The organism is Lewinellaceae bacterium, assembly GCA_020636105.1.
Lineage (GTDB): Bacteria > Bacteroidota > Bacteroidia > Chitinophagales > Saprospiraceae > BCD1.
On sequence record JACJYL010000001.1, the window covers coordinates 4,435,937 to 4,461,984 of the forward strand.

The 26,048-nt window shown below is 44.1% G+C and carries 19 protein-coding genes; 12 read left to right on the forward strand and 7 right to left on the reverse strand.

Annotated features, from left to right (window positions below; all coding sequences use genetic code 11):
- Positions 1-10: 10 nt before the first annotated feature.
- From hpt to H6571_16640, 3 genes are all read right to left on the reverse strand, one after another.
- Positions 11-556: a hypoxanthine phosphoribosyltransferase gene (hpt, locus tag H6571_16630; protein ID MCB9325366.1), complete on the reverse strand. Its 546-nt coding sequence runs from the start codon at positions 554-556 to the stop codon at positions 11-13.
- A 332-nt stretch (positions 557-888) separates the two neighbouring features.
- Complete coding sequence (locus H6571_16635; GenBank protein ID MCB9325367.1) at positions 889-2,283, reverse strand: M20/M25/M40 family metallo-hydrolase; 1,395 nt, start codon at positions 2,281-2,283, stop codon at positions 889-891.
- Positions 2,284-2,335: 52 nt separating this feature from the next.
- A complete protein-coding gene (locus H6571_16640) occupies positions 2,336-3,037 on the reverse strand; it encodes a Crp/Fnr family transcriptional regulator (protein ID MCB9325368.1) in 702 nt (233 codons plus the stop codon).
- 287 nt (positions 3,038-3,324) lie between these two features.
- On the opposite strand from H6571_16640, the gene H6571_16645 reads away from it, so the two are divergent.
- The 6 genes from H6571_16645 (at position 3,325) to H6571_16670 (ending at position 9,344) form a co-directional block, all read left to right on the forward strand.
- On the forward strand, positions 3,325-4,326 hold the full coding sequence (locus H6571_16645) for a rhodanese-like domain-containing protein (GenBank protein MCB9325369.1): 1,002 nt from the start codon (positions 3,325-3,327) through the stop codon (positions 4,324-4,326).
- 151 nt (positions 4,327-4,477) lie between these two features.
- Positions 4,478-5,578 carry a hypothetical protein gene (locus H6571_16650; protein ID MCB9325370.1) on the forward strand — a complete coding sequence of 367 codons (1,101 nt, stop codon included), beginning with the start codon at positions 4,478-4,480 and terminating at the stop codon, positions 5,576-5,578.
- A gap of 23 nt (positions 5,579-5,601) precedes the next feature.
- Positions 5,602-6,468 (forward strand): sulfurtransferase, encoded by an 867-nt coding sequence (locus H6571_16655; protein MCB9325371.1) that lies wholly within the window; start codon positions 5,602-5,604, stop codon positions 6,466-6,468.
- A gap of 467 nt (positions 6,469-6,935) precedes the next feature.
- Entirely contained in the window at positions 6,936-7,481 is a 546-nt protein-coding gene (locus H6571_16660; GenBank protein MCB9325372.1) for an inorganic diphosphatase, read from the forward strand.
- 269 nt (positions 7,482-7,750) lie between these two features.
- On the forward strand, positions 7,751-8,842 hold the full coding sequence (locus H6571_16665; GenBank protein MCB9325373.1) for a hypothetical protein: 1,092 nt from the start codon (positions 7,751-7,753) through the stop codon (positions 8,840-8,842).
- Positions 8,843-8,894: 52 nt separating this feature from the next.
- Complete coding sequence (locus H6571_16670; GenBank protein MCB9325374.1) at positions 8,895-9,344, forward strand: phage tail protein; 450 nt, start codon at positions 8,895-8,897, stop codon at positions 9,342-9,344.
- A 336-nt stretch (positions 9,345-9,680) separates the two neighbouring features.
- On the opposite strand, the gene H6571_16675 is transcribed toward H6571_16670, so the two are convergent.
- Positions 9,681-11,831 (reverse strand): S9 family peptidase, encoded by a 2,151-nt coding sequence (locus H6571_16675; GenBank protein ID MCB9325375.1) that lies wholly within the window; start codon positions 11,829-11,831, stop codon positions 9,681-9,683.
- Between the two features lie 398 nt (positions 11,832-12,229).
- Between H6571_16675 and H6571_16680 the strand changes: the two genes are divergently transcribed.
- Positions 12,230-12,943 (forward strand): VIT family protein, encoded by a 714-nt coding sequence (locus H6571_16680; protein MCB9325376.1) that lies wholly within the window; start codon positions 12,230-12,232, stop codon positions 12,941-12,943.
- Positions 12,944-13,072: 129 nt separating this feature from the next.
- On the opposite strand, the gene H6571_16685 is transcribed toward H6571_16680, so the two are convergent.
- Positions 13,073-15,184 carry a M3 family metallopeptidase gene (locus H6571_16685; GenBank protein ID MCB9325377.1) on the reverse strand — a complete coding sequence of 704 codons (2,112 nt, stop codon included), beginning with the start codon at positions 15,182-15,184 and terminating at the stop codon, positions 13,073-13,075.
- A gap of 39 nt (positions 15,185-15,223) precedes the next feature.
- The gene (locus H6571_16690) at positions 15,224-16,786 is read right to left on the reverse strand and encodes a M28 family peptidase (protein ID MCB9325378.1); all 1,563 of its coding nucleotides are present in this window, start codon (positions 16,784-16,786) and stop codon (positions 15,224-15,226) included.
- A 184-nt stretch (positions 16,787-16,970) separates the two neighbouring features.
- Between H6571_16690 and H6571_16695 the strand changes: the two genes are divergently transcribed.
- From H6571_16695 to H6571_16710, 4 genes are all read left to right on the forward strand, one after another.
- Complete coding sequence (locus H6571_16695) at positions 16,971-18,398, forward strand: serine hydrolase (protein MCB9325379.1); 1,428 nt, start codon at positions 16,971-16,973, stop codon at positions 18,396-18,398.
- A gap of 246 nt (positions 18,399-18,644) precedes the next feature.
- The gene (locus tag H6571_16700; protein MCB9325380.1) at positions 18,645-19,640 is read left to right on the forward strand and encodes an SDR family NAD(P)-dependent oxidoreductase; all 996 of its coding nucleotides are present in this window, start codon (positions 18,645-18,647) and stop codon (positions 19,638-19,640) included.
- Positions 19,641-19,790: 150 nt separating this feature from the next.
- On the forward strand, positions 19,791-20,915 hold the full coding sequence (locus H6571_16705) for a glycoside hydrolase family 5 protein (protein MCB9325381.1): 1,125 nt from the start codon (positions 19,791-19,793) through the stop codon (positions 20,913-20,915).
- Positions 20,916-21,085: 170 nt separating this feature from the next.
- Positions 21,086-21,793, forward strand: coding sequence for a response regulator (locus tag H6571_16710; protein ID MCB9325382.1), 708 nt, complete (start codon positions 21,086-21,088; stop codon positions 21,791-21,793).
- Between the two features lie 195 nt (positions 21,794-21,988).
- On the opposite strand, the gene H6571_16715 is transcribed toward H6571_16710, so the two are convergent.
- Positions 21,989-23,770, reverse strand: a complete 1,782-nt coding sequence (locus tag H6571_16715) for a sensor histidine kinase (protein ID MCB9325383.1) — start codon at positions 23,768-23,770, stop codon at positions 21,989-21,991.
- Between the two features lie 395 nt (positions 23,771-24,165).
- Between H6571_16715 and H6571_16720 the strand changes: the two genes are divergently transcribed.
- Positions 24,166-26,046 carry a hypothetical protein gene (locus H6571_16720; GenBank protein MCB9325384.1) on the forward strand — a complete coding sequence of 627 codons (1,881 nt, stop codon included), beginning with the start codon at positions 24,166-24,168 and terminating at the stop codon, positions 26,044-26,046.
- Positions 26,047-26,048: the final 2 nt, after the last annotated feature.

A 26,048-nucleotide genomic window follows, 5' to 3' on the forward strand; every position in this document is an offset into this window, starting at 1 on the left:
AATAGGATAATCAATCACCGATTTTCAATTGGTAAATATCCCTCAAATTCCGACCCAGCCCGTCATAATCGAGTCCGTAACCCACCACAAAAGCAGGGGGAATCTCGAATCCTTTGTAATGGACATCCACTTCGTATTCCATGGCTTCGGGTTTGACCAACAGTGCGGCCACTTCAATGGAAGCAGGTCCAAGAGCCATCAATTCGGGGATGAATTTATGGAGAGTGTGCCCGGAATCGATAATGTCTTCCACAATGATCAAATGCCTTCCTTCTATCGGTTCGGCCAACCCGATCAGGGTCGCCAGGTTGTCGGTGGATTTTGTTCCCCGGTAGGAAGAAAGTTTGATAAAGGAAATTTCACAGTTGCCCCCAAAGGCCCGTACAAGATCGGCAGCGAAGATATAAGCTCCGTTGAGTACCCCGAGAAAAAGCGGGTTCTTGTCGGCATATTTATGGGAAAGTTGTTGAGCCATTTCATCCACTTTTCCCAGGATTTGAGCTTCCCGGATAAAAGGGATGAAAGTCAGATCGTGCAATTTCACTGTTTTTTCCATGGTATCTGTTGAGATTGTGTGGTTCACTGTGGGGGCTGTTCAAAGTTCCAGGTTCCAGTTGAGCGCAGGGAATTCCCGTACCTCATTGAATTTGATTTAATAACCGCCGAAAATTATAACAGGTTCAGAGCACCGATAAATTTGTTATAAAAAGATTCTAAAATCTATCTAAGGTGCATCGCACCGTAACCTAAAGAGAATGTTGTGGTAGCCTGTCCTCGATATACGATGCCGGGACGCTATACCTGGTTATAGTCGGCGGTTAAATGTTCTAAACCAATTAGGTCGGGGTTGTTCTAAGTGCCCTTTAACCTTTAGTCTTTAACCTTTTATCAGTCCAGTCCGTGTTGATCCAAAAGATACACCAGACTTGTCATTGCGGCGGCGCCCAGTTCCAGTTCACGTTTGTTGACCTTTTCAAAAAGATCATCATTCGTATGGTGCAGGTCGAAATATCGTTGAGAATCCGGCCTCAACCCGAAGAGTGCCCCTTTCTGGCTTTTTCCGCCCCCGACGTCGGCACCCGATCCTCCTTTTTCGATAGTCACGCCATAGGGCTTAAACAGTTCGCCCCAGCTCATGGCTCTTTCAAAATGATTGTCAAAAACAGACTCTTCCGCATCACAGGTAAATCCCCGTGGGCTGAAACCTCCCGAATCGGATTCGATGGCTCCCAGGTGAAATTCTCCTTTTTCGTTGGAAACGGCCCAATACTTATCGCCCCCGCGGCCTCCGTTTTCTTCATTCATGAACATCACTGCCCGGAGAGTTCTTTTGGGCTTATACCCCAATTGGCGCAGCATGGCCAGTACATCCATCGATTGCACGCAGCCGGCACCGTCATCATGAGCGCCCTGGCCGACATCCCATGAATCGAGATGGCCGCCCACTAAAATGATCTCATCCGGGAATTCGCTTCCGCGAATTTCACCAATCACGTTGTAGGAAAGTTTTTCTTCCAGCATCCGGCAATTGGAGCGGATATATACTTTTACTTTTTCTTTTTTGAGCAACCGGCTGAGCAATTCTGCGTCGTTGGTGCTGATGGCCGTGGCCGGGATTTGCGGAACGCCATCCTTATAAATTTGCACCCCGGTATGCGGCACATCATCCAGGCTGGTGGTCATGGACCGTACCAGGGTGGCCACGGCACCGTATTGGGCTGCAGCGGCTGCACCGCGCGTCCGTTGATCCACTGCCCCGCCATAAGCTCTGAAGGTATGAATATGCTTGGGGTCCATCGGGCGATTGTAAAAAACGATCTTGCCCTCGATGCCCGCTCTGCCCAGTGCTTCGAGTTCATCCAGTCCATGCACTTCGACAACTTCAGCCACAAGTCCGTCCGGGCCGGTTCCTACCGTGTTGCCCAGGGCCAGTGCATGAAGATCCACATCTCCCATTCCGGAATGAACGATCCGGACAATTTCCTTATCACCGCGTACCCAATGGGGGACCATCACTTCCTGGAGCCGGACGTCATCCAACCCAAGGCTGTCCATCATTTGCCGGGTAAATTCCACTGCTGCCGCGGCTTCTGCCGAACCGGACAATCGGGCGCCAATTTCCACCGACAAATACTTCAACCATTCGTAGCTATTGCTGTGGGTCAAAGCCTCGTCGTATATTTTTCGAATAAATTCTGAGTCCTCATCCTGCGTATTCTGTGCCGTTAAAGCACCCAAAGACATACAGGAGAGAAAAAGAACAGAAAGGAATATTTTTTTCATACCATATTATTATCCGCCAAATTTAGAATTTTTTGTGGATTCTCAGGTATGATCAACCGTAATTACTAATTTCTTTGAGTCCTGCAATATCCAGCAGCTTGAACTGGGTACCCCGGATACTCACCAGTCCATTGTCTTTAAACTCCTTGAAAACACGCACCACACTCTCCACGGAGAGGCCCAGTAATTCAGAAAAATCCTTCCTGGAGATCGGTACATTAAATTGCTCGTCCAGGAAAATATTCTCACTCATACAGATCAGGAGGTCGGCCACCTTGCCATGCATTTGTTTGGTGGTAAGGCTGTAAACGCGGCGATAGCTCACAGCGGTAGCCTCATTGATGATACTGATGACACTGAGGGCGAATTTGGGATTGTTCTCGATAAGTTTAATGAAAAATTCTTTATCGATGAGATCCACACGGCTATCGATGTACACAGAGGAGGAATAAATGTACAGGTCATCCTTACATCGCAGGGAAGAAAGCCCGATAAAATGTTGGGGGGGAACAATCTTCAGGATCAGATCCTTACTGGATCCTTCGAGATATATTTTAGCCAGCCCCGATTTTAAAAAAAGAATGTGATTGACAGAAGTTCCCTGTTTAATGATATTTTCTCCTTTGCGGTAATTGATCGATATCTTGTTTTTTTCAAGCCTATTGCGTTCGTCTGCCGTCAAAAAATTAAAACAATCCTGATGACGACAAGCTATGGTACAATTTCCGAAATCTTCCATTATGTAATTTATCATTGATTAAACAGCATAAAATTACATTAAATCTGACTTATTAACAACCCGGAATTGATATATGTCAATTATGAAAAAAAGTTCATTTTTTAGTCATTTCGTAACCCCCTTATAAAATCAGGCCTCCAGCCCGAAGCAGGCGCAAAACTGACTTCCGTCACCAAAAACATTGACAGAAGTCATGGAACAAAATTTCAATCGACAGGAATTTTGCATACGAATGATGGCAAATAAAATTGTTTATTCCATTCTTTCGAAATAAAATTTGTTGATTGAAAAAATAATTTAACATGAAAAACGCAGTAAAATTTTTGTTCGTATTAGCAATTATTCCTCTCCTCACCATGATGAGTTGCAAAGAGGAAGCCACCGAAACTGAATATCAAAAACTGACCACTTACATGGCTCAGAACAATCTCGACCTGGCTGATGTGCTGAACGGTTGGGTGGTAGGTGCAAGTGGCCTCAGTGTAGATCCTGTTGACTTTTCAGTTCCGAATTACACTATTTTTGACATCAGATCTGCAGATGCTTTTGCCGCAGGGCATATAAAAAATGCTCAGAATGTTGCTTTGGCTGACCTATTGACCGCAGCAGAGACCGCAGGAAAAGACAAGACCTTTCTTCTCGTATGTTATACCGGACAGACTGCAGCAAGAGCAACAGGTTTACTGAGATTGATGGGATACAATGCGAAAACTTTAAAATGGGGAATGAGCTGCTGGCACGAAGACTTTGCAGGATCATGGAACTCCAATGCCACCGATTTTGCTTCTCCCAACTGGGTGACTACAGGCACCCCTCCGGCACTGAGCACATTTGACGATCCTTCCGTGGTTACAGGCGAGGTAAATGGAGAAGACATTTTAAGAGCCCGCGTGGAGGCAGCTTTGGCCAAATCAGATTGGGGTATTGCAAAAACTGATGTTCTGGACAATCCTGGAAATTACTTCATCATCAATAAATGGGCGCTGACTGCATGGGATGCCTACGGACACATCAACGGCGCTTACCGCATCGACGAAGACATGAGTCTCAACACATTGTCCAATATTGATCCTGCTAAAACGGTAGTAACCTACTGCTACACCGGCCAGACTTCTTCCATCACCACTGCATGGCTGAACGTTTTGGGATACAACGCACAGAGCCTTAAGTTTGGAGCCAATGCCATTGTTCACACTAATTTGGCAGCTGGTTCAGGTTCAGTCGCCTGGAAAGGTAACGGTTCTTCAAGTGAAATGAACTTCGGATACTACGACGGTACCGGATTAATGCACGATCCTAAATAGACACAAAAGCAGTCGGATCAACCGACAGATCGGTTAATCAACAAATTGCGCCTTCCGGCTTTCAGGCTGGGTTATCCCTTGAGCAGATCGAAACAGAAAGGTTGAAGGGTAAGGCGCAATTTTATTACTAACTAAACGAATATTCAATAAAATGAAAAGGTTAATATTTATTGCTGTGCTGGCTTTCCTTGCTTTTTCCAATCTGTCTTTTGCTCAGGGTTGTATGGAACCTTCAGGAGATGACGGAGTCCAGTTGTTCGGATACATCCAGCCCCAGGCAGATTTCCAGTTCTTAGGAGAAACGGCTTCCGGCAAATCTTTAAATACCAATAATTTCTACTTCAACCGCGCCCGTATCGGCGTCATGGGATCCGTTCCTTACGATTTCAGTTATTATGTGCTGACCGAATTTAGTCCGACCATTAACGCAGATACCAGAGGTGCTGCTATACTGGATGCTTTTATTACCTACAACCGTTTTGGCCCTTATGCAAAAATTTCCTTCGGCCAATTCAAAACGCCTTTCGGCCTGGAACAGATCACCGCATGCCACAAGTTGAATACCATCAACCGTTCTGAAGTGGTCAACAATCTCTCCGGTCCGATCAGGGACTTTGGGGTAATGATCTCAGGAGGTACGGATACGCTCAGTTTGTTTGGCTCCAAAACCAAAAACCTGTTTGGATACTCTTTCGCCGTAGTGAACGGCACCGGCCGCAACTTCAAAGATAACAACGCTAAAAAAGATATGATCGGCCGTTTGACTTTCCATCCATTTGAATTCATTACCGTTGGAGCCAGCTACCGTTTTGGTGCTCATCCATCCGGTGCCGGACTGGAAGAAGATGATACCCGTGAAAGACTCGGATTTGATGTTGAATTGAAATACAAAAACTTCCTCGTGCAGGGGGAATATACGAAAGGTTCCGACGTAGGTTCCTATACTACCGGTGGTGGTTGTGGAGGCGATGTTGAATTGCACCAGGGTTCTGTGGATCGTAACGGCTACTTCGTTCAGGGTATGTATATGACCCCCTGGAGAGTTCAGCCCGTTATTAAATATGAATTTTACGAACCCAACGCAGCTGCTGAAACCTTAGGCGATCAGCAAACCATTATTACTTACGGTATCAATTATTTCTTTAATGAATGGACTCGTTTGCAGGTAAATTATCTTTACAAAGCAGAAGAAAACGGTAACGTGGAAGTTCCAAATGATGCGCTCCTCTTTCAATTGCAGGTAGTCTTTTAACAAAAAAATCTAAACAAATAAACATGAAAACGATAAATAAAATAATATTATCCCTGCTGGTGATCCTCTCCGGATGGATCAGCGCCAATGCCCAGGTGGATATCATCACCATAGATCAGTTTAAGGATCTTGCCAAAGCGAATAAAGAATTGGTCATTCTCGATGGCAGCAAAGGCAAAACTTACGACAGGGCTCACGTACAGAATGCGATCAACGTCAACCACAACGACCTTTACAAAGACGGAGACGTAAGCGGTGTGGTAAAACCGGTGGAAGACCTGGCAGCTTTCTTTGGAAAACTAGGCATCAGTGAAAAAAGCGAGATCGTATTGTACGATGAAGGTTCTCAGAAATACTCTTCCCGTCTGTACTGGATACTCAAGTACATCGGTGCGGAAAACGTAAAGATCTTACACAACGATGAAAATGAATGGAAAAAAGCGAGGGTTATGTTAACTGCCCAGCCCCCCAAAGCACGCAAACCGGTCACTTTCACCCCGACGGTTAATGAAGCGATATACGCTTCCACCGATTACGTGAGTGAAAATATCAAAAACCCGGAAGTTATTGTTGTGGACGTTCGTACCCCTGAGGAATACTCCGGTGAAACCGCCGTTTCAGGAGATAAAAAAGGTCATATTCCCGGCTCTGTCAACATGGATTACGTAGAGGTGGAAACAGAAACAGGTGCTTTCAAATCTAAAGAAGATTTGATGGCCCTCGCCGAAAAATACGGCCTCAGCCCTGACAAAGAAGTCATCTTCCTCTGTAAAACAAGTGTTCGTGGTGCGGTGGCTTATGTCGCTTTTAAAAATATCCTCGGATATGAAAATGTGAAATTATACGATGGAGCCTGTGCCGAATGGTGTACAGTGCATCCTTTGGAATAGTTTAGTTAGTTAATAATAGTTGGTAATCTAAACTTGGAGGCTGTCCGGTAGTTCAACGGGCAGCCTCCGTTTTTTTGATATGGAATGGATTGAAAAATCGGGTTCAAATTATAAAAAGTAGTTTCAGGTTGAACGCCGTTCATTCCATGTTTGTCAGGCTGCCAGGCCAGACCGATAGTTCAGGATGGTTTCAACGGATTGGTTTTAACTCCATTTAACCCTTTTTAAATCACCAACATTCAACACGAAAAAAAACAAACACATTCGGACGTGCTTCCCTTGGAATGGTCGTTTCATGGGATGCCCTGAAACGAGACTTTTGAATTTCTATTTAGGGGAAATCAAATCTAATTTGAAAGAATGGTTTTAGTCAGGTATATTGGGACGAATTTTATCAAATTAATGGCATGCCCAATCCGCAGGCCCGAAAAGTTTTCAATTACCTGTAAAATAGTTTAATACCAATGATGATAGATCCGACTAACCCATGGCACAAAGTCAATATAGGCGAAAATGCTCCGGAAGTAGTAAATGCCATTATCGAAATACCGAAAAACTCAAGAGCCAAATATGAAATAGACAAAGAATCCGGGCTCCTGATATTGGACCGTGTTTTGTATTCCTCCATGTATTATCCTGCCAACTATGGTTTTATTCCACAGACCTATTGTGATGACAAAGACCCTTTGGACATCCTGGTGTTGTCTCAGATTACCCTGGTGCCCCGGTGCATCGTATCGGCAAAAGTGATTGGCGTAATGAGAATGCTGGATGGGGGAGAGCTGGATGATAAAATCATCTCCGTAGCCCTTCACGATATGAGTGTCAATCATATGAATGATATTTCAGAGTTGCCAGAACATTTCTTTAAAGAGTTGAGGAATTTCTTTGAGAATTATAAAAAACTGGAAAACAAAACCGTGGAAGTCGAAGATTTTCAAAACGCTGACGTAGCCCGGCAGATCATCCGCAAAAGCATCGACGATTATGCGGAATTGACCAGCCAGGTCTGAGGGAATTCCCGGTATTTGAAAGACGGATCATACAGGGTGCAACTCTGTCGATGACAAGGAATTGTGAAAACAATTAACTTGTGGGGTATATCCTTAGGGAAATGTAAAATTTAGAATGATAAATTAAAAATGTAAAAGTTTTGATTTTCAGTGATTTACATGATTAAAATTGTCAATTTATTTTTGAACTGTTCCTTATTTGGAAATTGGCGGTTATTTTTAGAGGGGTAAAATTTAATACAATGTAACCTAATAAGACAAATAAAAAAATGACTGCACTAAAAAAATATTCCCTTTTAATCATATGGACTTCCTTAATTATTTCCTGTACCGGACAAAGCAATACCGAAACGACACCAGCACCTTTTAAACAGGAATCCATTGGAAAAACGGTTTCCGAACTTGATCCGAAGGCTACTTTGGTTTATCAGGACAGGAAAAATAACTATTGGTTTGCCAGTAAGGAAAAAGGATTATACAGGTATGATGGAAAAAGTCTTGTTCTTTTCACAACAAAAGACGGATTCATCGGTTCCTGGATCCTGGGCGTGCAGGAAGACAAATCCGGAAACATTTTCTTTGATACTCAGGAGGGTATCAGCAAGTTTGACGGACAAAAATTTGCCCCTCTGGAAGTAATGGAAGACAATTCTTCGGGGAATGAATGGAAATTGGAACCCGGTGATTTGTGGTTCCGAATGGGATGGGATAGCAATGGACCTTATCGGTATGACGGAAAAAACTTATACCATTTAAAGTTCCCTAAAAGCCCGCTCGAAGACGAATTTTACGCCAAATATCCCAATGTTTCCTATAGCCCTTATGGCATTTACTCCATATATGAAGACCATAAAGGAAGTATTTGGTTTGGCACTTCCAGCCTGGGTGTTTACCGTTATGATGGAAAAAAATTAAGCTGGATGTATGAACAGCAATTGACGGAAACACCTGAAGGGGGAGCTTTTGGAATACGTTCGATAACAGAAGATGCGAACGGGTATTTTTGGATTTGCAATACAAATTATAAGTTCAGGATCTTACCCGATAGTATGGAAAGTAATGGACTCCAGCCAATAAATTATAAAAGGGAAACAGGAATAGAAAGACCGGGGAAAGAAGCCCCCTATTTTATGTCGATGGCTGCCGACGATAATGGAGACATCTGGATGGTAAGCTACCTGGAAGGGGTTTGGCGAAGCAACGGAAAAGAACTCATACATTACCCGGTTAAAGATGGAGAAAAGGACATTCCGCTTTTCTCCATTTATAAGGACAATCTGGGGGAGTTATGGATCGCAACTCACGATGATGGACCGTATAAATTCAATGGTAAAACTTTTGAGAAATTTAAGCTAGATTAACAATGAAAGTTGTCTGCAATATTTAGATTTGTAAAGTATAAAGTACAGAAGCATGAGTGAAATGTATCCACCGGTTAGTTTTTATTTTGCATTGTCCCTGCTTGAAGGCATGGGCGGACAGGCAGTTTTTTTTAAAGAAGTTTCCGGAATAACCATGAATATGGAGACGGAAGAAATTTCAGAAGGGGGGAACAACCCCTTTATTCACAGGGTGCCCGCCTCATCAAAATATTCGAATTTGGTGTTGAAAAGAGGTATCATTCCAAAAGATTCAGCCATTGCGAAATGGTGTTTTGATACCCTGGATGAAATGAGTGCCGCCATAAAGACCCATTCCATTGTGGTAAGTTTATTAGATAAAAAAGGGAATTCATTAAAGTCATGGAATTTTGTAAATGCCTTTCCGGTAAAATGGACCACATCAGGTTTTGACGCAGGGAAAAACGAAATTTTAGTTGAAACATTAGAGTTAGAGTTTGCCTATTTTTCTGTTTTAAAGTAACAGATTAGCCCATTAGCCTGGCAGGGCACAAAAAACAAAGGCAACTATGAAATTTTTCCAAAAATACGACCCTTCAAATTCCCGGCAAGCAATCATACGGGAATATCAAATTTTTCATATGAAATGGGATGATTAGGATGGACTTCCTCCTCTCTGGAAAAACAAACGAGCGGGTGCGGAGACTTTTCCGCGGGTTAAAAGTTGTCGTTTTTCCTAAGCTGTTGTTACAGATCAGGCATAGTTTTGTGGATTGATAAATAATCATCCGCTGACCTGGTGTTTTTAACCACAGCACCTGCTCTGCATTCGAACAGCAGGTGCTGCGGTTAATTTTTCCTAATCCTTAATCTCCACTGTATTCAATCCTGCCCGGTCCAGGATAAACGCATATTCCAGGGCTCTGTCCTTATACCTCTTGAATCGTCCGGAGGCGCCGCCGTGGCCGGCTTCCATATTACAATGCAGGAATAATGGGTTGTTATCGGTTTTCATCTCCCGCATTTTGGCTACCCATTTGGCGGGTTCAAAATACTGTACCTGGGAGTCATGCAATCCCGTGGTGACGAGCATGGCCGGGTAATCCTTGGCCTCCACATTGTCGTATGGCGAATAAGATTTCATGTATTCGTAATATTCTTTTTCCTTGGGATTGCCCCATTCGTCGAATTCACCTGTGGTCAGAGGAATGCTCTCGTCGAGCATGGTGGTGACCACATCCACAAAAGGGACTCCCGCCACAACGCCGTTCCACAGGTCGGGGCGCATATTGACCACCGCTCCCATAAGTAAGCCTCCGGCACTGCCGCCACTGGCATAAACATTGCCCTTTGAAGTGTAATCATTGGCAATCAAATATTCAGCGCAGTCGATGAAGTCGGTAAAGGTGTTTTTCTTTTTCAATTTTTTGCCATCTTCATACCATTGTCTTCCCATTTCCTGTCCGCCGCGAATATGGGCAATGGCGTAGATGAATCCCCGGTCCAGCAGGCTCAATCGCATGGAACTAAAGCCCGGCTCCATGCTGTACCCGTAGGAACCATAACCGTAGAGCATCAAAGGGGCAGAACCGTCTTTTTTAACGCCCTTTTTATAAACGATGGAAATCGGTACTTCCACACCATCGCGTGCTTTGGCAAAAACGCGCTCGGTCTGGTAATTGGCGGGATCGAAGTCACCGACCACCTCTTCCTGTTTCAGAAGCTTCATTGTCCGGGTATTCATGTCATAATCATAAATGGAGTTCGGGGTGGACATGGATTGGTACTCGATGCGTAAAATTTCGGTATCAAAATCGGGATTAGTGGAAACATAAGCCGTATGAGCCTCTTCCGGAAAATCGATATAGTGTCCGGCCGCTTTCCATGGTTTTACAAAAAGCTGCCTGATTCCCTTTACCCTTTCTGACAAAACCAGGTGATCCTTGAATACTTCCATGCCTTCCAGCAGGACATCCTCCCGGTGGGGGATCACTTCTTTCCAGTTTTCTTTACCCGTTTTGCCCTCCGGAGTTTCCATCAGGCGGAAATTTTTGGCATCCAGGTTGGTTCTGATATAGAACTTGTCGCCAAAATGCGCGATGGAATATTCCAGGTTGTTTTTGGTATCTCTGGGTTCAAAAACCCGAAATTCTCCGTCGGGGTTATCGGCCTCCAGAATTTTGTATTCCGCCGTTAACGTATGATATGACCCCATGATGAGGTATTTTTCGGATTTGGATTTATAGATAAAAACGCTGAACGTTTCATCTGCTTCGTGGTAAACTTCAACATCCTGACTGGTCGGTGTACCCAGTTTGTGTTTGAAGATTTTATAGGCACGAAGCGCGTCGTCTTTTTGTGTGTAGAAAACGGTTTTATTGTCATTAGCCCACGTCAGCCCTCCGGTCGTATTCGGAATCTGGTCGGGCAGCATTGCTCCCGTTTCCAGGTTTTTAAACCGTAAAGTGTATTTCCTGCGGCTCAGGGTGTCTTCGCCATACCCGAGTATTTTATTGTCAGGGCTGACCTCCATTCCGGCCACTGCATAATAATCATAGCCTTTGGCCAGCTCATTGACATTGAGCATGATCTCTTCGGTGGCCTCCAGTGTGCCTTTTTTACGACTGTGAATAGGATATTCGTTGCCTTCCTCAAAACGGGTGATGTAATAATAGCCGTTGTATTTGTAGGGCACCGACATATCCGTTTGTTTGATCCGTGCGATCATTTCGTCGTACAATTCCTGCTGGAACGCTTCGGTTCCTTTGAGGCCTTTGGCGGTGTAATCGTTTTCGGCATTCAGGTAGTCCAGCACTTCCTGGTCTTCCCGCTGGTTGAGCCAATAGTAGTTGTCTATTCTGGTATTTCCAAAAATGGTCATTTCTTTCGGCACTTTTTTGGCGGCCGGTGCCTGGAGTCCTTCGATATTGATCCCGCTGACTTTTGGGGGCTCTACTGCGTTTTTTTCCGAATTACAGGAAGAAAAAGTAAAGGCGGTCAGCAAAACCATTACTGCAAAAAAGAAAGGTTTTATTTGATTGGTTAACATCGTTTTATGTTTAACAGGTGATTAAAATATGGATTTGGTAAAATAAAGTGGAAGGTAAAGAATTTCTTTACTATTTTTTGAAATTTGAGTGTCAAATAACCATTTGGAACTCTTTGAGGAGATGCTGAAAACGATGAAATTTAGCTGATGGTTATGCTTTATTAATGAGCCGAATGAATTCGGCTTTACGGTTGTCAATGAAGTGTAACAGGCCCCGATAAAACCTAATGTTCAATTTTTATAAGAAAGCCCTATATTCCTCTGAGAAGGGTAGGGCATGACGTTTTTTTTGTCTACATTTGGGGAATTGCCATATCGGCATTTTATGTCATATTAAACAACAAAAACAATCCCTTAAGATGATAGAGCAACCGCAGGATTCAGATAATTATTTAGACAATCATTTTATCCACAGAAGCAATTGGTTGAGGGCAGCAGTGCTGGGGGCCAATGACGGAATTCTTTCTACGGCAAGTCTCGCCATAGGGGTTGCTGCGGCGAGTGATTTAAGAGATCCTATTATTTTGGCAACATTGGCCGGATTGGTTGCCGGGGCTTTATCCATGGCAGCTGGAGAATACGTTTCTGTCAGTTCACAAACAGATATAGAAAAAGCAGATATTGAACGGGAAAGACAGGAGTTATTAGAAATGCCTGAAATCGAATTACAGCGGTTGGCCGAAATTTATGAGAAAAGAGGATTAAAAAAGGAAACCGCATTGACTGTTGCTAAAGAACTAACGGAGAAAGATGCATTAGGGGCACATATCAGAGATGAGCTGGGGCTGAATGAAATAAGTCAGGCTAAACCCATACAAGCTGCTTTTGCGTCAGGGTCCGCCTTTACTGTTGGCGGGATACTTCCCCTTTTGGTAACGCTGTTTTTGCCATTAAAAGATATGGAATACTATTTGTACGGCTTTGCTATTTTTTTTCTCATAATATTAGGGTCATTGGCGGCTAAAACGGGCGGTTCAAGTATCGGCAAAGCCGTTATAAGAATTACCTTTTGGGGAACCATTGCGATGGGACTGACGGCTTTAGTGGGCTATTTATTTGGCGTAAGTGTATAAAAAATTGAATCAAGGCACAGATAGTTGAATTGAGCGGGTTGCTGTTTTGTTTCGGGGCTTCTACACTGATGAGAATAATGTAGAAGCCCCGAATTTATTTATAAAATGAAACTATTCTGACTGATAGGATCAATTGTCAAGCCCGCGCTTGGCCAGGAGGAATTTAAAATCAGGATCTTTGCCACGGAATTGCCGATACAAATTCATCGCATCATCGGTACCGCCACTGGAAAGAATGTATTTCCTGTATTTCTCAGCTACTTCCTGGTTATACACATCTCCTGTTTCCACAAAAGCCTGGAAAGCATCAGCATCCAACACTTCTGACCATACATAACTGTAATACCCCGCTGAGTAATCTCCTGAAAAGATATGGCTGAAATAAGTACTCCTGTATCTCGGGACTATCTCAGGAATCAAACCAAGTTTATCCAGTACTTCTTTCTCAAATTTTGTGGCATCTTTTTCAACAGGTTCTGTCAGCGTATGCCAGTACATATCGAGATAGGAAGCTGCCAAATATTCTACAGTCGCAAAACCCTGGTTGAATTTACTGGCATTGGATATCTTCTGGATCAATTCATTCGGAATAGGTTCTTTTGTTTCGTAATGGAAGGCATATTCTTTTAATACATCGGGATGCATACACCAGTTTTCCATCACCTGTGAAGGGAATTCCACAAAATCCCTGGGAGTGGAAGTGCCGGAGGTGGAGAGATAGGTGCAATCAGACAACATACCGTGCAAGGCATGTCCGAATTCATGGAATAAGGTGTTCACATCGTCCACACTTAAGAGCGCCGGTTTATCGCCCGTTGGTTTGGCAAAGTTGCCCACATTGTAAACGACCGGGTGAATGAATTTTCCGTCTTTTTTATGTTGTTTGGTAAATACGTCCATCCAGGCTCCACCCTGCTTGCTGTCGCGGGGAAAATAATCCGTATAAAGAATAGCCATGTGGTTGCCGTCTTTATCAAGCACTTTAAAAGTCTTCACGTCTTCGTGATATTTTGGGACATCATGTATTTCTTCAAAAGTAACTCCCCATAATTTGGTCGCCAGCCCAAATACTCCATTGATGACATTGGTCACCTCAAAGTACGGCCGTAACTCTTCCTCGTCGAGGTCGAATTTTTGTTTTTTGACCTTTTCGGCATAATACCACCAATCCCAGGAAGCCAGTTGAAAATTACCGCCTTCGGCATCAATCATGGCCTGCATATCGGCTCTTTCCTTTTTGGCGACTTCCAGGGCCGGTTGCCATAGTTTATCCAGCAGGTTAAAAACATTGTCCGGATTTTTAGCCATTTGTTCTTCCAGGACATAATGGGCATGGGTCGGGTAGCCTAAAAGGTTGGCCCGCTCCACCCGAAGGGCTGCCATTTTGGACAGGATCTTTTTGTTGTCCAGTTCATCGTTATTATCGCCCCGGTGGGTATAGGCCATGTATATTTTCTCCCGAAGGTCCCGGCGGGTAGAATAGGTCAGGAAGGGATACATGCTCGGCCGCTGGATGGTAAAAACGTATTTTCCTGCATACCCCTTTGCCTTGGCTTCGGCAGCTCCCATTTCCCGGACACTTTCCGGCAGCCCTGCCAATTCATCTTCCTCCGACAAAACCATTTCAAATTTATTGGTTTCATTCAGTACGTTCTCCCCAAACTGGACAGAAAGCACCGACAATTCTTCATTGATTTTTTTGAATTTTTCCTTTTGTGTGGCATCCAGGTTGGCACCGCCACGGATAAATTCTTTGTAATATTTATCCAGCAATTGCCCCTGTTCCTTATTTAGCCCCAGGCCATCTTTTTGTTGATAAACGGCCTTTATGCGCTCAAAAAGGGCAACATTCAACGTCGTCTCATCACTGTGTTTCGTTAATAAGGGGCCTACTTTTTTCGCAATCGCCTGCATTTCATCGTTGGTCATGGCGCTGTTCATGCCATTGAATACATTTTCTACTTTGCTTAAAGTAGCTCCGCTGTAATCAAGGGCTTCAATGGTGTTGGCAAAAGTAGGGGACTCAGTATTGTTGGCAATAGCTACAATCTCATCATTGTGCATTTTTATGGCCGCTTCAAAAGCAGGCTGGTAATGTTCTTGTTTGATCTTGTCAAACGGCGGGGTGCCATAAGGCGTATCCCATTCCGCAAGCAGGGGATTATCAGGTTGAGTTTCCTCCATATTTGTATTTTCAGTGTTGCAACCCAGTAAAAATACCACACCAAAAATGAAAAACATATATTTTATCATCGTAAAAGGATTTATTTGAAAAAAGGATTAATTTACAATTAGCTTACGGCTTATGGACTGTGCCCCATTGCTGGCTTTTAGCAGGTATGTCCCTGCCTCCAGGGCTGTCAGATCCAGGTCAACGGTCTTCGTAAGTATCGGCTGTGTCAGGGTTTCCAGTGCCAGTTTTCCCGTCAGGTCGAAGATCTGCACGGTTACCGCTTCAAAATCACAGCGACCAAAACTCAGCACGAGATGCTCATCCACCGGGACAGGTGACAGTTGGAATTTACAATCCAGGGTATTGTCTAAACCGGTGGTAACGGAAAAATCAGCCGATGCCGTAGTGCTATGCTCAATTCCTGCTTCTTCTGCTACTGCACCAACAATTGCCTTGACCACATGGCTCATAAATGTAAAGTTCAGGGTTTCCAACTCGTCATTCACAGTGTGATAGTTGGAATTTCTGAAATTAGACCCGTCGGTGAGCATCAATGCCGGGATGCCCGCTATCCAGAATGGGGCATGATCACTTCTGCCAAAATCGGGGGTGATCAAAAGCCAATTTGAGGGTGCCGTAAGGGAAATTACTTTTAACTCAGGGACATAAAGTGCTGCAGCATTGGCATAGGCCGTTTGCAGTGGAACAGTGTTTTGATCGCCGATGTTGTTTATGAAGTTGCCTCTGAACTGATCAGCCTGAATGGTAGCATATTGATCTGGATATAAAATGTTAAACCCCGTTGGAAAGGTTTGTGAATTGGGTTCGTCGGAGTAATAACCGATCATTTCCATATTAAAAACGCCCTCGATAGTTTCTTCGGCAGAGATGTTGTTGGTCGCATAATGCTCTGATCCTACCAAACCTTCTTCTTCCAGGTCAAAACCAATAAATCGCAAAGTTTTACTAAAACGATAAGGCGCTAAAACCCGTAAAATTTCCAGCACTCCGGCTATTCCACTACCGTTGTCATCAGCACCGGGAGAGTTGCTTACAGTGTCAAAATGGGCATCAATGATATAAGTCTTTTCTGTTTGAGTGGTCCCCGCCAGGCGTCCGATGATATTTTGACCGGTATAGTTTCCGTAAGGAACATCTTCTCGCCAGGTCTCCAGATCGGCTGCTAAAAAGGCCTGTTCGATACTGTCTTTGACGGCTCCCAAATGACCGGGGCTGGTGAACCTATGCCGTGGTGAGGCAATAAATTCGAGGTTACTGTGTAATCTGTTGCTATCTACCTGGTCAACGATGGCCTGTATATCCAGTTGAAATAAATCATCGGCGACCAGTTTGATCTGGTAATCCATAGCGCCCGTTAATCGTCCGGTGGCATCCCAGGTGATGTTTTTATCTATACCCGGCTGGATCGGGAAACCGACATCTCCCGTTGCATTTTCTGTAGGGATCGTAAAGCTTTGGCCATTGTTGTCCGAAACCCAAAAGGTGATTTTCAGGTCATTATCATCCGCGTCGGCCAGATCATAGGTGATCGTGACTATTTCATCGTTTGGGTCTATTTGCACCGATAGATTGCTCACCTCAGGGTAGGCATTTTGTCCGTATAATAGTGTCATGGCAAAAAAGAAAAGGAAAGAAAATAAGGGTCTCATCAGGTGGTGTTTTTTTGAAAAAATAATAATAGGATTGCGATAGTTGAATAAATTTGAATAGCCTAAAACTAAAATTTATGTTTACGCTCGCAATAGATTTCTGCATACAAATATCGGAATTTGCTCCGTTATTTCACAAAAAGGGCTTTAAATTGCTGAAACTTACCAATAAACTACATCCATCATGAAAAAACATTTTACCCTTTTCTTTGCATGCCTGATTTTAGGCTCCAGCACCTTTGCCCAGCAGCAGGAAACCTATGATTATGCCCGACCTTCCCGCGAAATGGTCCAAAACGGCGTCCAGGCGATTTTGATGTGCAATGGGCTGTTTACCTCCAATCGCAGCATGGACCTGGTTTTTGAACAGGAACTGGCCTATATCAAACAGCCGATAGGAACCGCCAAAGGAGGTGACTACCGGGTTGACTGGGATCGAAAAACGGTAGCCATTGGTGTACCCGGCGGTACGCCCGTCATGCGGGCGGTATTCCGGGAAGGACTGGGGTGCATCATCCTCGCCCCGGACCAGACTTTTGAAGACATCAACGATTTGCCGCAGCTCAAGACTCCTCCGCTGAAAGGAGATCCAGCCCACATTGCCTGGCCCAACGGAGACCTGATCGACAAAAAACCCTTGCCGGCTGAGGTAGATGCATTGGCCCTTCAGGCAGCGTCAGACTGGTCATTCGACCGGGAATCGCCGGAGCAGGTGACGCTGAGCCTGCTCATTGTTTACAAAGGACAAATCATTCATGAACGATATGCCCCTGGAGTAGATTTTACCACCAAAACACGCACCTGGTCCACCGCGAAAAGCATCGCCGTTACCCTGATCGGTATGTTGGCTGATGAGGGCAGGATGTCTTTGGATCAACCCCTTGGATTGGAATGGTTGCCCAAAGAGCGTTCCCCGGAAACAGATCCACGCTCCGAAATAACGTTGCGCCATGTCCTGAACATGTCCAGCGGTTTATACACCGTTGATAACCGCGGGATGGAATATGCCACCGGCTCGGGATTAGCCTATTGGGCAGGCGCCAGCTCCGTGAACGGCGCCCTGAACAGGGGACTGATCAGGAAACCGGGCACGCTTTGGGATTATGAAAATTACGAAACCCTTTTAGCTGTGTTGGCGATGAAAAAGGCTTTGGGAGATGAAAAGACTTACCTGGAATTTCCGCGCAAAGCTTTATTGGATCGCATTGGCATGCGGAATACGATGTTGAGCACCGACCGTTTCGGGGATTTCATTTTGAGCAGCCAGGTGTATACCAACGCCCGCGACCTGGCTCGTTTTGGCCTCTTGTATCTGCAAAACGGAAAATGGGATGGCGAGCAGCTTTTATCGGAAGAATGGATCAAATTCGTCCGGACACCGGCCCCTTCCACCGCCGATATCGGCCATTTTTACGGCGGTCAGTGGTGGCTGGTGCCCGACAATCGAACGGATGTTCCCAAGGACGCCTACTCTACGGCCGGCAACCGCGGGCAATACGTCATCGTGGTCCCGTCTCACGATCTGGTCATCGTGCGCAGGGGGCTGGACTACGGCAGACAAGGCTTTGACCGGTGGGATCTGACGAGAGAGGTGTTGAAGGCTTTGGAGTAAAATGGTGTTGTGTGGATAAAAATCAATGGTTTTCCACTGCTTTGGCTCAATGATCCAGGGCTGATGAGCATATCTGGCCATTTTACTTGATTTGTTTTGTTTCGGTGTATTCAGTCTAATGGATAAATAAGCGGATTAATGCGATGCTTTTTTCGGCCGGGTGCTTGTTTTTCTGTAAATTTGGGGTGAGCATATAACGGTGTTGGGGCAATTTCTTGAACTAATAATAGAACAACCAAAAAAATTATGATTGAAACAAAATATTACCACAATCTTGTTAAAACTTTCCCGAGTTTAAAAGGCAAAAACATAGTCATTACCGGATGTACATCAGGAACAGGTTTGGTTTTAGCAAGAACATGTGCACAACTTGGCGCAAAAGTATATATGATCAATCGACAATCAGAAAGAGCTACCAACGCCCTAAACATCCTCCTAAATGAGGATAAATCTGATGCTAGGTTAATTGAATGTGACTTACAAAATTTTGAAAGTGTCAAAAAAGCAGGGGAAGAGCTAAATGTTATGCTTCAAAATGAAGGATGTGATGTACTGGTCAATAATGCAGGAGTTATGGGGCTGCCAGATCAGGCAACCATTGATAAGTATGATATACAAATTCAAACCAATCATTTATCACACTTTCTTTTAACAGGTATACTTTGGCCTTCATTAAAAAAAGCAACTCAATTAAGAGGAGAATCCAGAGTGATTAATCATAGTTCCGGAGCCAGGAAAATGGGGAATAAACCAATACTTCCCAGGTATTTTGAAGCCAATGGAGGTCACCTGGGAGGAGATCGTTTCCCGGGACTTCAAAAATGGGTTAGATACCAACAGTCTAAATTGGCTAATCTGCTTTTTACCTACGCGCTACAGGATAGAGTGCCGGATGAATTTCGCGAAGGAGTTAAATTCTTAACAGCTCACCCAGGCCCGACCGACAGTGGCCTTCAGGCTAAAACAGCTAAGGCTGGCGGTACTGGATTATTGGATCGGTATATTATCCGTAGAACGATGAAGCAAGCGCATTCGGTTGAAGATGGTACTTGTGGTCTTGCTATTTGTGCTTGTAGTCCAAATGTAAAAAGTGGGGAATTCTATGGCCCGGAAGGTAGTGGCAAATCAGGTCCGGCAGTATTATTAGAACCAGAAAGAGACAAAGAAAGCGAAAAGTTATTATGGGATTTAAGTTTAAAAGCCACCGGAATAAATGACTTTTTTCATGAAAACATCCTTTGATTTTTTGCCTATAGCGAAGAAAAATATTTTGTATAAATAAGCGGATTAATGCGATGCTTTTTTCGGACGGGGGCTTCTTTTTTTTGTAAATTTGGGGTGACCATATAACTAATCTCACTTCCCCCCGCGAAAGTCCCAATAGCTTTCCGAATGACTAAAAATCAACCAAAACAAATAATCATGAAAATACTACTCCTATTCATCTTCTCCCTAACGACGGTATCCTGTAACCAACAAATGGCCCCGCCGGCTTCAAAAAAATTTGAAGTCCACAAAGGGACCAATATCGCCCATTGGTTGTCTCAAAGCCAGCGCAGGGGCGTGGAGCGTGAGCAATTTTTTACCCAAAAAGATGTCGAAGCCATTGCCAAAATGGGGGTTGATCACATCCGTCTGCCTATTGATGAAGAACAGATGTGGGACGATCATGGAAACCGGCATGACGATGCCTTCCGGCTCATGGAAAACTGCATTAACTGGTGTGCCGAATATGATTTGAGGGTCATTGTCGATTTGCATATTTTACGCTCACATTATTTTAATGCGGAAGAAAAACCGTTGTGGACGGACCCGGTCGAACAGGAGAAATTCATTGGTTTATGGCGGGATCTTTCCAAAACCCTGAAAAAATTCCCCAATCACCAGGTGGCTTACGAACTGATGAATGAAGCGGTAGCCGATGACCATGAATCGTGGAATTCATTGCTGGCCAGGGCTTTTGCGGCCATTCGCCAACACGAACCGGCGCGCACCATCGTTATTGGTTCCAACCGGTGGCAATCAGCAGATACTTTTGATGCGTTAAAAGTGCCTGAAAATGATCCGAATATTCTGTTGAGTTTTCATTTTTATGAACCTTTTTTACTGACCCATTACCAGGCGAGCTGGACGGATTTGAAAGATTACAAAGGGCCCGTACATTACCCGGGAATCATTCTTACGGAAGCAGAATTTGAACAACAGCCGGAAGCCATAAAACCTGCCATAAAAAGATTCGCAGGGGCTGAATTCAATAAAGATATTATGCTCTCCATGTGGCAAAAGCCCATTCAAAAAGCAAAAATTTTGGGTTTGCCGCTCTACTGCGGGGAATTCGGCACCATCAACTGGGCTCCGGAAGAGGAGTCATTGAACTGGCACAGGGACCTGATCGCCCTTTTTGAAGAAAATGGTATCGCTTATGCCAATTGGAACTATAATAGTAGCAGTTTTGGGTTGGTGGATCAGGAAAAACGAAATGAGGCATTGATACGGATCGTTTCGGGAGTGAAGTGATGTAGCAAGGTTGAAATCTATACCAGGTAAAGCATAAAATCAAATGTTTTTGATAAACCTGGGCTATTTAATCAAAAGTTATTTTAAATTTAAGGTGAAATAGATATGGGAGGATAAATTTTCTTATACTAACCTTGTTACATTAAAACTAAACCCAACTCCCCAAATACATGAAATTAAGGATTTTAATCGTGGAAGACGAGGTACTTATCGCCGAAACGATTAAACTATTTCTGGAAGAACAAGGCCACCAGGTGCAGGAAATTTGTATTTCTTACGAAGAAGCCCTGGAAGCCTACGAACGCGACCGCCCGGACCTGGTGATCCTCGATATTCGGCTATACGGACAAAAATCAGGCATTGATGTTGCCAATTTCCTGCAGGAACAGCCTGAAAAAACACCTTTCATTTATCTCACCTCACAACACGATCGGCGCATTTTTGACCTGGCGCTGGAAACCACTCCTTATGGTTACCTGGGCAAACCCATGCAAAAAGAAACCCTCTGGACGACCGTAGAGACGGCCTACCGCCTATATCAGGAAGGAACGCCTCCTACGATAACTTTAACCCTCTTCGACGGACAAAAAAATCACCGCGTTGATGAACGGGAGATTGTGTGTGTAAAATCCGATCACGTGTATTCCAATGTCCACCTCGTAGATGGCAGCAAGATCGTTACGCGCAAACCGATAAGCCAGTTTTTGGAAAACATCAAAAGCAGGCTTCTTTTCCAGTGTCACAGGAGTTTCATCATCAATACCCAGCATGTGAGTGGCTGGGACAATGATACCGTTACTTTGGTGAGTGGGGAGGTGGTGCCGGTGAGTCGGTCGAGGCGGGAGATGTTGGTGCATTTGATGGAAAGTTCTGATTAGGGAGGGCAAGGTGTTTAATCAGGCTCTTGTTCAATGTATGGTTTACTTTAGGGGTAAAAAATGAAGGATATTACCAAAAGGCAAAATCTTTTTTATGATAAATTTGACAAACCGGATTATCAAGGGATGAATGCCTTAACGGGATGGAAACCACTGTTCTTTTTTTTAATATAGTCTTTTGAAAAAAGAGAGAGCTTAAACTGTGGAAACCGGTTTTTTCTGAAAAGATAAAGTGAAAACAGCCCCTTCCTGGTTATAGGTACTGCAATCGGCCTTTAATTGCCTGACCATGCTGCTGATGAGCATGCCCCCCATGCTGTCGGGTTTGTGTTTTAGCGTTTTTTCGGGATATCCGGGGCCATTGTCCTGGTAAAGAAATTCATATTTGTCCTCAGCTTTTCGAACGGCGAGGCTCAGGATAAGTCCACGGTCAGATCGCCGGGCATATTTCAGGGAATTGCTGATGAGCTCGGAACAGATGATGCCAATAGGCAAAACGGTCTCCAGGTTTAGGAATATTTCGGCCGTTTTCAGCTGGAACTGAAAAGGTTCATCTACGTTTTGCAGGCTTTGAAAATGATTGGTGAGGTCTCTCAGGTAATTTTTGAGATTGACTTCATCAAATTGATCAGCCTTGTAAAGCTGCTCATGGATCAGGGCGATGCTGTGGACTTTATTGGCGAGGTCATCAAAGTGCGCCTGGACATCGGGATCAGGAAGCTTCCTTCCTTTGAGGGTCAGCAGGCTCATGACCAGCTGAAGGTTATTTTTTACCCGGTGATGCACCTCGGAGAGCAGCATGGATTGTTTGTGTAGGGATGCGTTCAATTCCTCATTTTTTTTGGAGATGAGGTCTGTTTGTTTAGCGATGAATCGTTTTTTTCGCTCATTATTGAAATGCCCCGCGGCCATCGCGATCAATAGCAGGCCCATTAATAAGAGTCCCCATCGCATATAAAACGACCTTTGTTTTTCAAAACGCAACTTGTCCTGTTCTTTTTCTATGGCGAAGGCAGTTTCCTGTTGGCTTATTGCGTCCTGGTTAATAAGTGGACTGGATAGCTTTCCTGCTTCAATACTTTTTCTGAAGTAAAAATAGGCCGAATCGATCATGCCTAGTTGCTCAAATAAGATCCGTTTGGAATTGTGCAGACGACTATAGGCAGTGTAATAGCCCGGGTAATTTTCAGGTATGTTTTTTGCAAAAGCATAACTCAGGTTAAGTGAGGAGTCTGCTTTTTCAAGATTACCGGTTTTTAAATAACGATCAGTAATATTTAACTGCTGAAGCGCAGCGCTAAAATAAGATTTCCTGTCCAGGGAGATTTTTACCGCTTCCTCAAAATGATAAATGGATTCATCTATATTATCTGTCACAATCCCCATCAGTAGGTGACCATCCAGCTCAGACCTTTGTACGCCATATTGCTTCCCGGAAACAACCGCTTTGGTGGCATAAATACGTGCACTATCCCGGTTATCATAGATCCTGTGATAGGAAGCATAACGAATTGCATATCGCGAGGATACGGCATTTAGTTGGTGTTTTTGGATAATTTGTCTGGCAATCGTTAAATTTCGCAGACAATCCTCCTGCCTGCCGATGGCCTCGTGAATTCTGGCAATAGAGATATAAGTCTCGGCAACGAGTTCCCATTTCCTTGCTTGTTCTGCATTCCTCACCACCTCATAATACAAGCTGAGGGCTTCTTCATTTTTGTTGCAGATTTCCAGTATCTCCCCTTTTTCATATTTGATCCACCAGTAAAGAAGACAATCTGATTGGCCCATCTCCTCCATTTCCTGTATCAAAGAATCTGCCAGGGGCAGTGCGGTACTGGTTTCGAAGGCATCTACCAACTGCCATAGTTGCTTATAGCTGGCTTCCAGTTCCGGCAGGTTGCAGTCACTTCCTGCAAGGGTACTCCAACTGAATAAAAGCAGGAGCCCATAAACATATTTTTTAAAATTTAACACGGGTAATAATAAATCTTAATCGGATTATTCAACTGTAATATGCGTTCAAGTTACATTTATTTAAAACAGAAGCCAAGTCTGCCTGTTTTGCAACGATCGTGAAGATAAAGTAAAATTCGCAAAACTGCTCTTCGGAAGGCATCCGTGTTCTGAATGGTTCTTCTGGTGTGCTGAATGGGAAATTTGCGGATTTTTTACCATTCAGAACATGAGAAGAACCATTCAGAACATTGGAGTCGGAAAATTTTACCATTCTATCATCCTTTTTTAACTTTAAATCAACCAGGGATTGGTCTCATTTGTCATGGATGAAATTTGCCAAGGAAATAGAAGCAAAGATGCTTCCTGCGGCTTTTAGAGCTGAACCCTAAAAAAATCAACTAAACCCTATAAGTATGAAAAGGCACCTTAAAAGACAATTGGCCATATTGCTTTTTTTGGCAATCCCCTTTTGGGGATTCTCCCAATTAGAATCTCTGGAGAATCTGGAAGAAGTCACCAAAAAAGGATTTTTCAAAACTTATTTTAAAGATATGTTCAAGGATTTTGCCGATTTCGGTGATCCGCTGACGATATCAGGTGGAACTGGATTGAACCTCCGGTCCTATAATGCTTATGGTGGCCCGCTTCGACAGGATCCCTTTTTCTATGCCTTGAATGCCAATGTGAATTTTCGGATTTACAGGCTCAACGTTCCGTTTTCTCTTGTGGTAACAGCCCGTAACAGTGAATCTTCCCTGCCCAATTGGAAAGAACTGACCAATGCACTGAAAAATGATATTCGGAACAATATCCAGGCTCAACGCGACCGGTTCATTCGTTTTGGCATGAGTCCGCATTATAAATGGATAAAACTTCACCTCGGAAACCGTGCGATGAATTTCTCCAAATTCACCCTGGCCAATCTGAATTTTTACGGAGCAGGAACCGAACTCACTCCTGGCAACTGGCGGTTTTCAGCCATGTACGGTCGCCTGGCCAAAGCTGAACCCATTGATCTGTCATTGGTAACGCCAAATCTGCCCATCTACCAAAGAATTGGTTGGGGAGCGAAACTGGGTTACGGAACCGAACAACAATCCATTGACCTGATGATCTTCAAAGCCCACGATGATCCTAATTCCATCTTTATTCCGCTTGACAATCCCTCACAACCTAGCCCAAAAGATAATCTTACGCTGGGGTTAAATGTACAAAAACTGTTTTTCGACAGATTCCGGTTCAGGGCAGAAACTGCCCTCAGCGCCTTGTCGCCCAATGCGTTGGAGCCTGAATCCGAGGAAGGGAAATTCCCCTCATTTTTATTCACAGAGCGACAAACTACGGAGCACAATTCCGCGTTAGATGCCAGCTTGGATTATGAAGGAGAAAAATTTGTCGCCGGGGTTCAGTTCAAACGAATTGACCCTAATTTCAATTCATTGGGAGCCTATTTTTTCAACAATGATATGGTGGAATACCTGGGGAATCTCGATTTTGGATTGTTTGAAAGCCAACTTAATGTCGGACTATCCGCCGGGGTACAATCAAACAATATCGGCCTGTTGAAACCCACGACGACCAGTCGTTTTGTCTATTCTGCTGACCTTTCCTATTCCAAAGACGCTTTTAGCGGTAATGTCAATTATTCCAATAATACCACGGATGTGGGGTATGTGCTCAGCCAGGAACTGGATTCCCTGAATGCGGTGATCATTACTCAGAATGCCGGGGTGAATCTGAATTATACCCTCTCAGGTGAGAACGAAAATCAGCATGTATTTACGCTGGGAGGCAATGTTCAGCAGGTGGGAGATGATATTGAAAACCCGCTGGAAAGTGCTACCTCCCAAATGATGGTAGCCCACTTTGTGTATAGCCTGATGTTGAGTGAAAGCAAGTGGCGGTTATCCACCAGGCTTAATTACAACCAGAATGAACTGGCTCAAATGCAAACCAAAAGATATGGTGCTGGTATTGGCATCTCCAAATCCTTTTTCGAAGATAAGTTGAACCTTGGCCTGGATGTGAACTATTATGCCAATGCGAATGAAATAGGTGGCAATAGTACCAACGTTACCGGACAACTCCGACTGGGGTACAGCATCACCAAAGGGTTCTCCGCCAATACGAACTGGGGAGTACTGAACACGAAATCTGATAATGCGGACCCTTTTACGGAAGTGACCGGTAACCTGGGGCTGCAATACAGTTTCAGTGTGCAACCTTTCAAGAAAAAAGATAAAGAAGATACTGGCGGTGACGAAGAATCAGGTGATTCAACAGACCAGAATTAAAA

Bases quoted from the DNA above. Each gene is read 5' to 3' on its own strand.
- hpt (MCB9325366.1), bottom strand. From the start codon at position 556: ATGGAAAAAACAGTGAAATTGCACGATCTGACTTTCATCCCTTTTATC.
- H6571_16635 (MCB9325367.1), bottom strand. From the start codon at position 2,283: ATGAAAAAAATATTCCTTTCTGTTCTTTTTCTCTCCTGTATGTCTTTG.
- H6571_16640 (MCB9325368.1), bottom strand. From the start codon at position 3,037: ATGATAAATTACATAATGGAAGATTTCGGAAATTGTACCATAGCTTGT.
- H6571_16645 (MCB9325369.1), top strand. From the start codon at position 3,325: ATGAAAAACGCAGTAAAATTTTTGTTCGTATTAGCAATTATTCCTCTC.
- H6571_16650 (MCB9325370.1), top strand. From the start codon at position 4,478: ATGAAAAGGTTAATATTTATTGCTGTGCTGGCTTTCCTTGCTTTTTCC.
- H6571_16655 (MCB9325371.1), top strand. From the start codon at position 5,602: ATGAAAACGATAAATAAAATAATATTATCCCTGCTGGTGATCCTCTCC.
- H6571_16660 (MCB9325372.1), top strand. From the start codon at position 6,936: ATGATAGATCCGACTAACCCATGGCACAAAGTCAATATAGGCGAAAAT.
- H6571_16665 (MCB9325373.1), top strand. From the start codon at position 7,751: ATGACTGCACTAAAAAAATATTCCCTTTTAATCATATGGACTTCCTTA.
- H6571_16670 (MCB9325374.1), top strand. From the start codon at position 8,895: ATGAGTGAAATGTATCCACCGGTTAGTTTTTATTTTGCATTGTCCCTG.
- H6571_16675 (MCB9325375.1), bottom strand. From the start codon at position 11,831: ATGGTTTTGCTGACCGCCTTTACTTTTTCTTCCTGTAATTCGGAAAAA.
- H6571_16680 (MCB9325376.1), top strand. From the start codon at position 12,230: ATGATAGAGCAACCGCAGGATTCAGATAATTATTTAGACAATCATTTT.
- H6571_16685 (MCB9325377.1), bottom strand. From the start codon at position 15,184: ATGTTTTTCATTTTTGGTGTGGTATTTTTACTGGGTTGCAACACTGAA.
- H6571_16690 (MCB9325378.1), bottom strand. From the start codon at position 16,786: ATGAGACCCTTATTTTCTTTCCTTTTCTTTTTTGCCATGACACTATTA.
- H6571_16695 (MCB9325379.1), top strand. From the start codon at position 16,971: ATGAAAAAACATTTTACCCTTTTCTTTGCATGCCTGATTTTAGGCTCC.
- H6571_16700 (MCB9325380.1), top strand. From the start codon at position 18,645: ATGATTGAAACAAAATATTACCACAATCTTGTTAAAACTTTCCCGAGT.
- H6571_16705 (MCB9325381.1), top strand. From the start codon at position 19,791: ATGACTAAAAATCAACCAAAACAAATAATCATGAAAATACTACTCCTA.
- H6571_16710 (MCB9325382.1), top strand. From the start codon at position 21,086: ATGAAATTAAGGATTTTAATCGTGGAAGACGAGGTACTTATCGCCGAA.
- H6571_16720 (MCB9325384.1), top strand. From the start codon at position 24,166: ATGAAAAGGCACCTTAAAAGACAATTGGCCATATTGCTTTTTTTGGCA.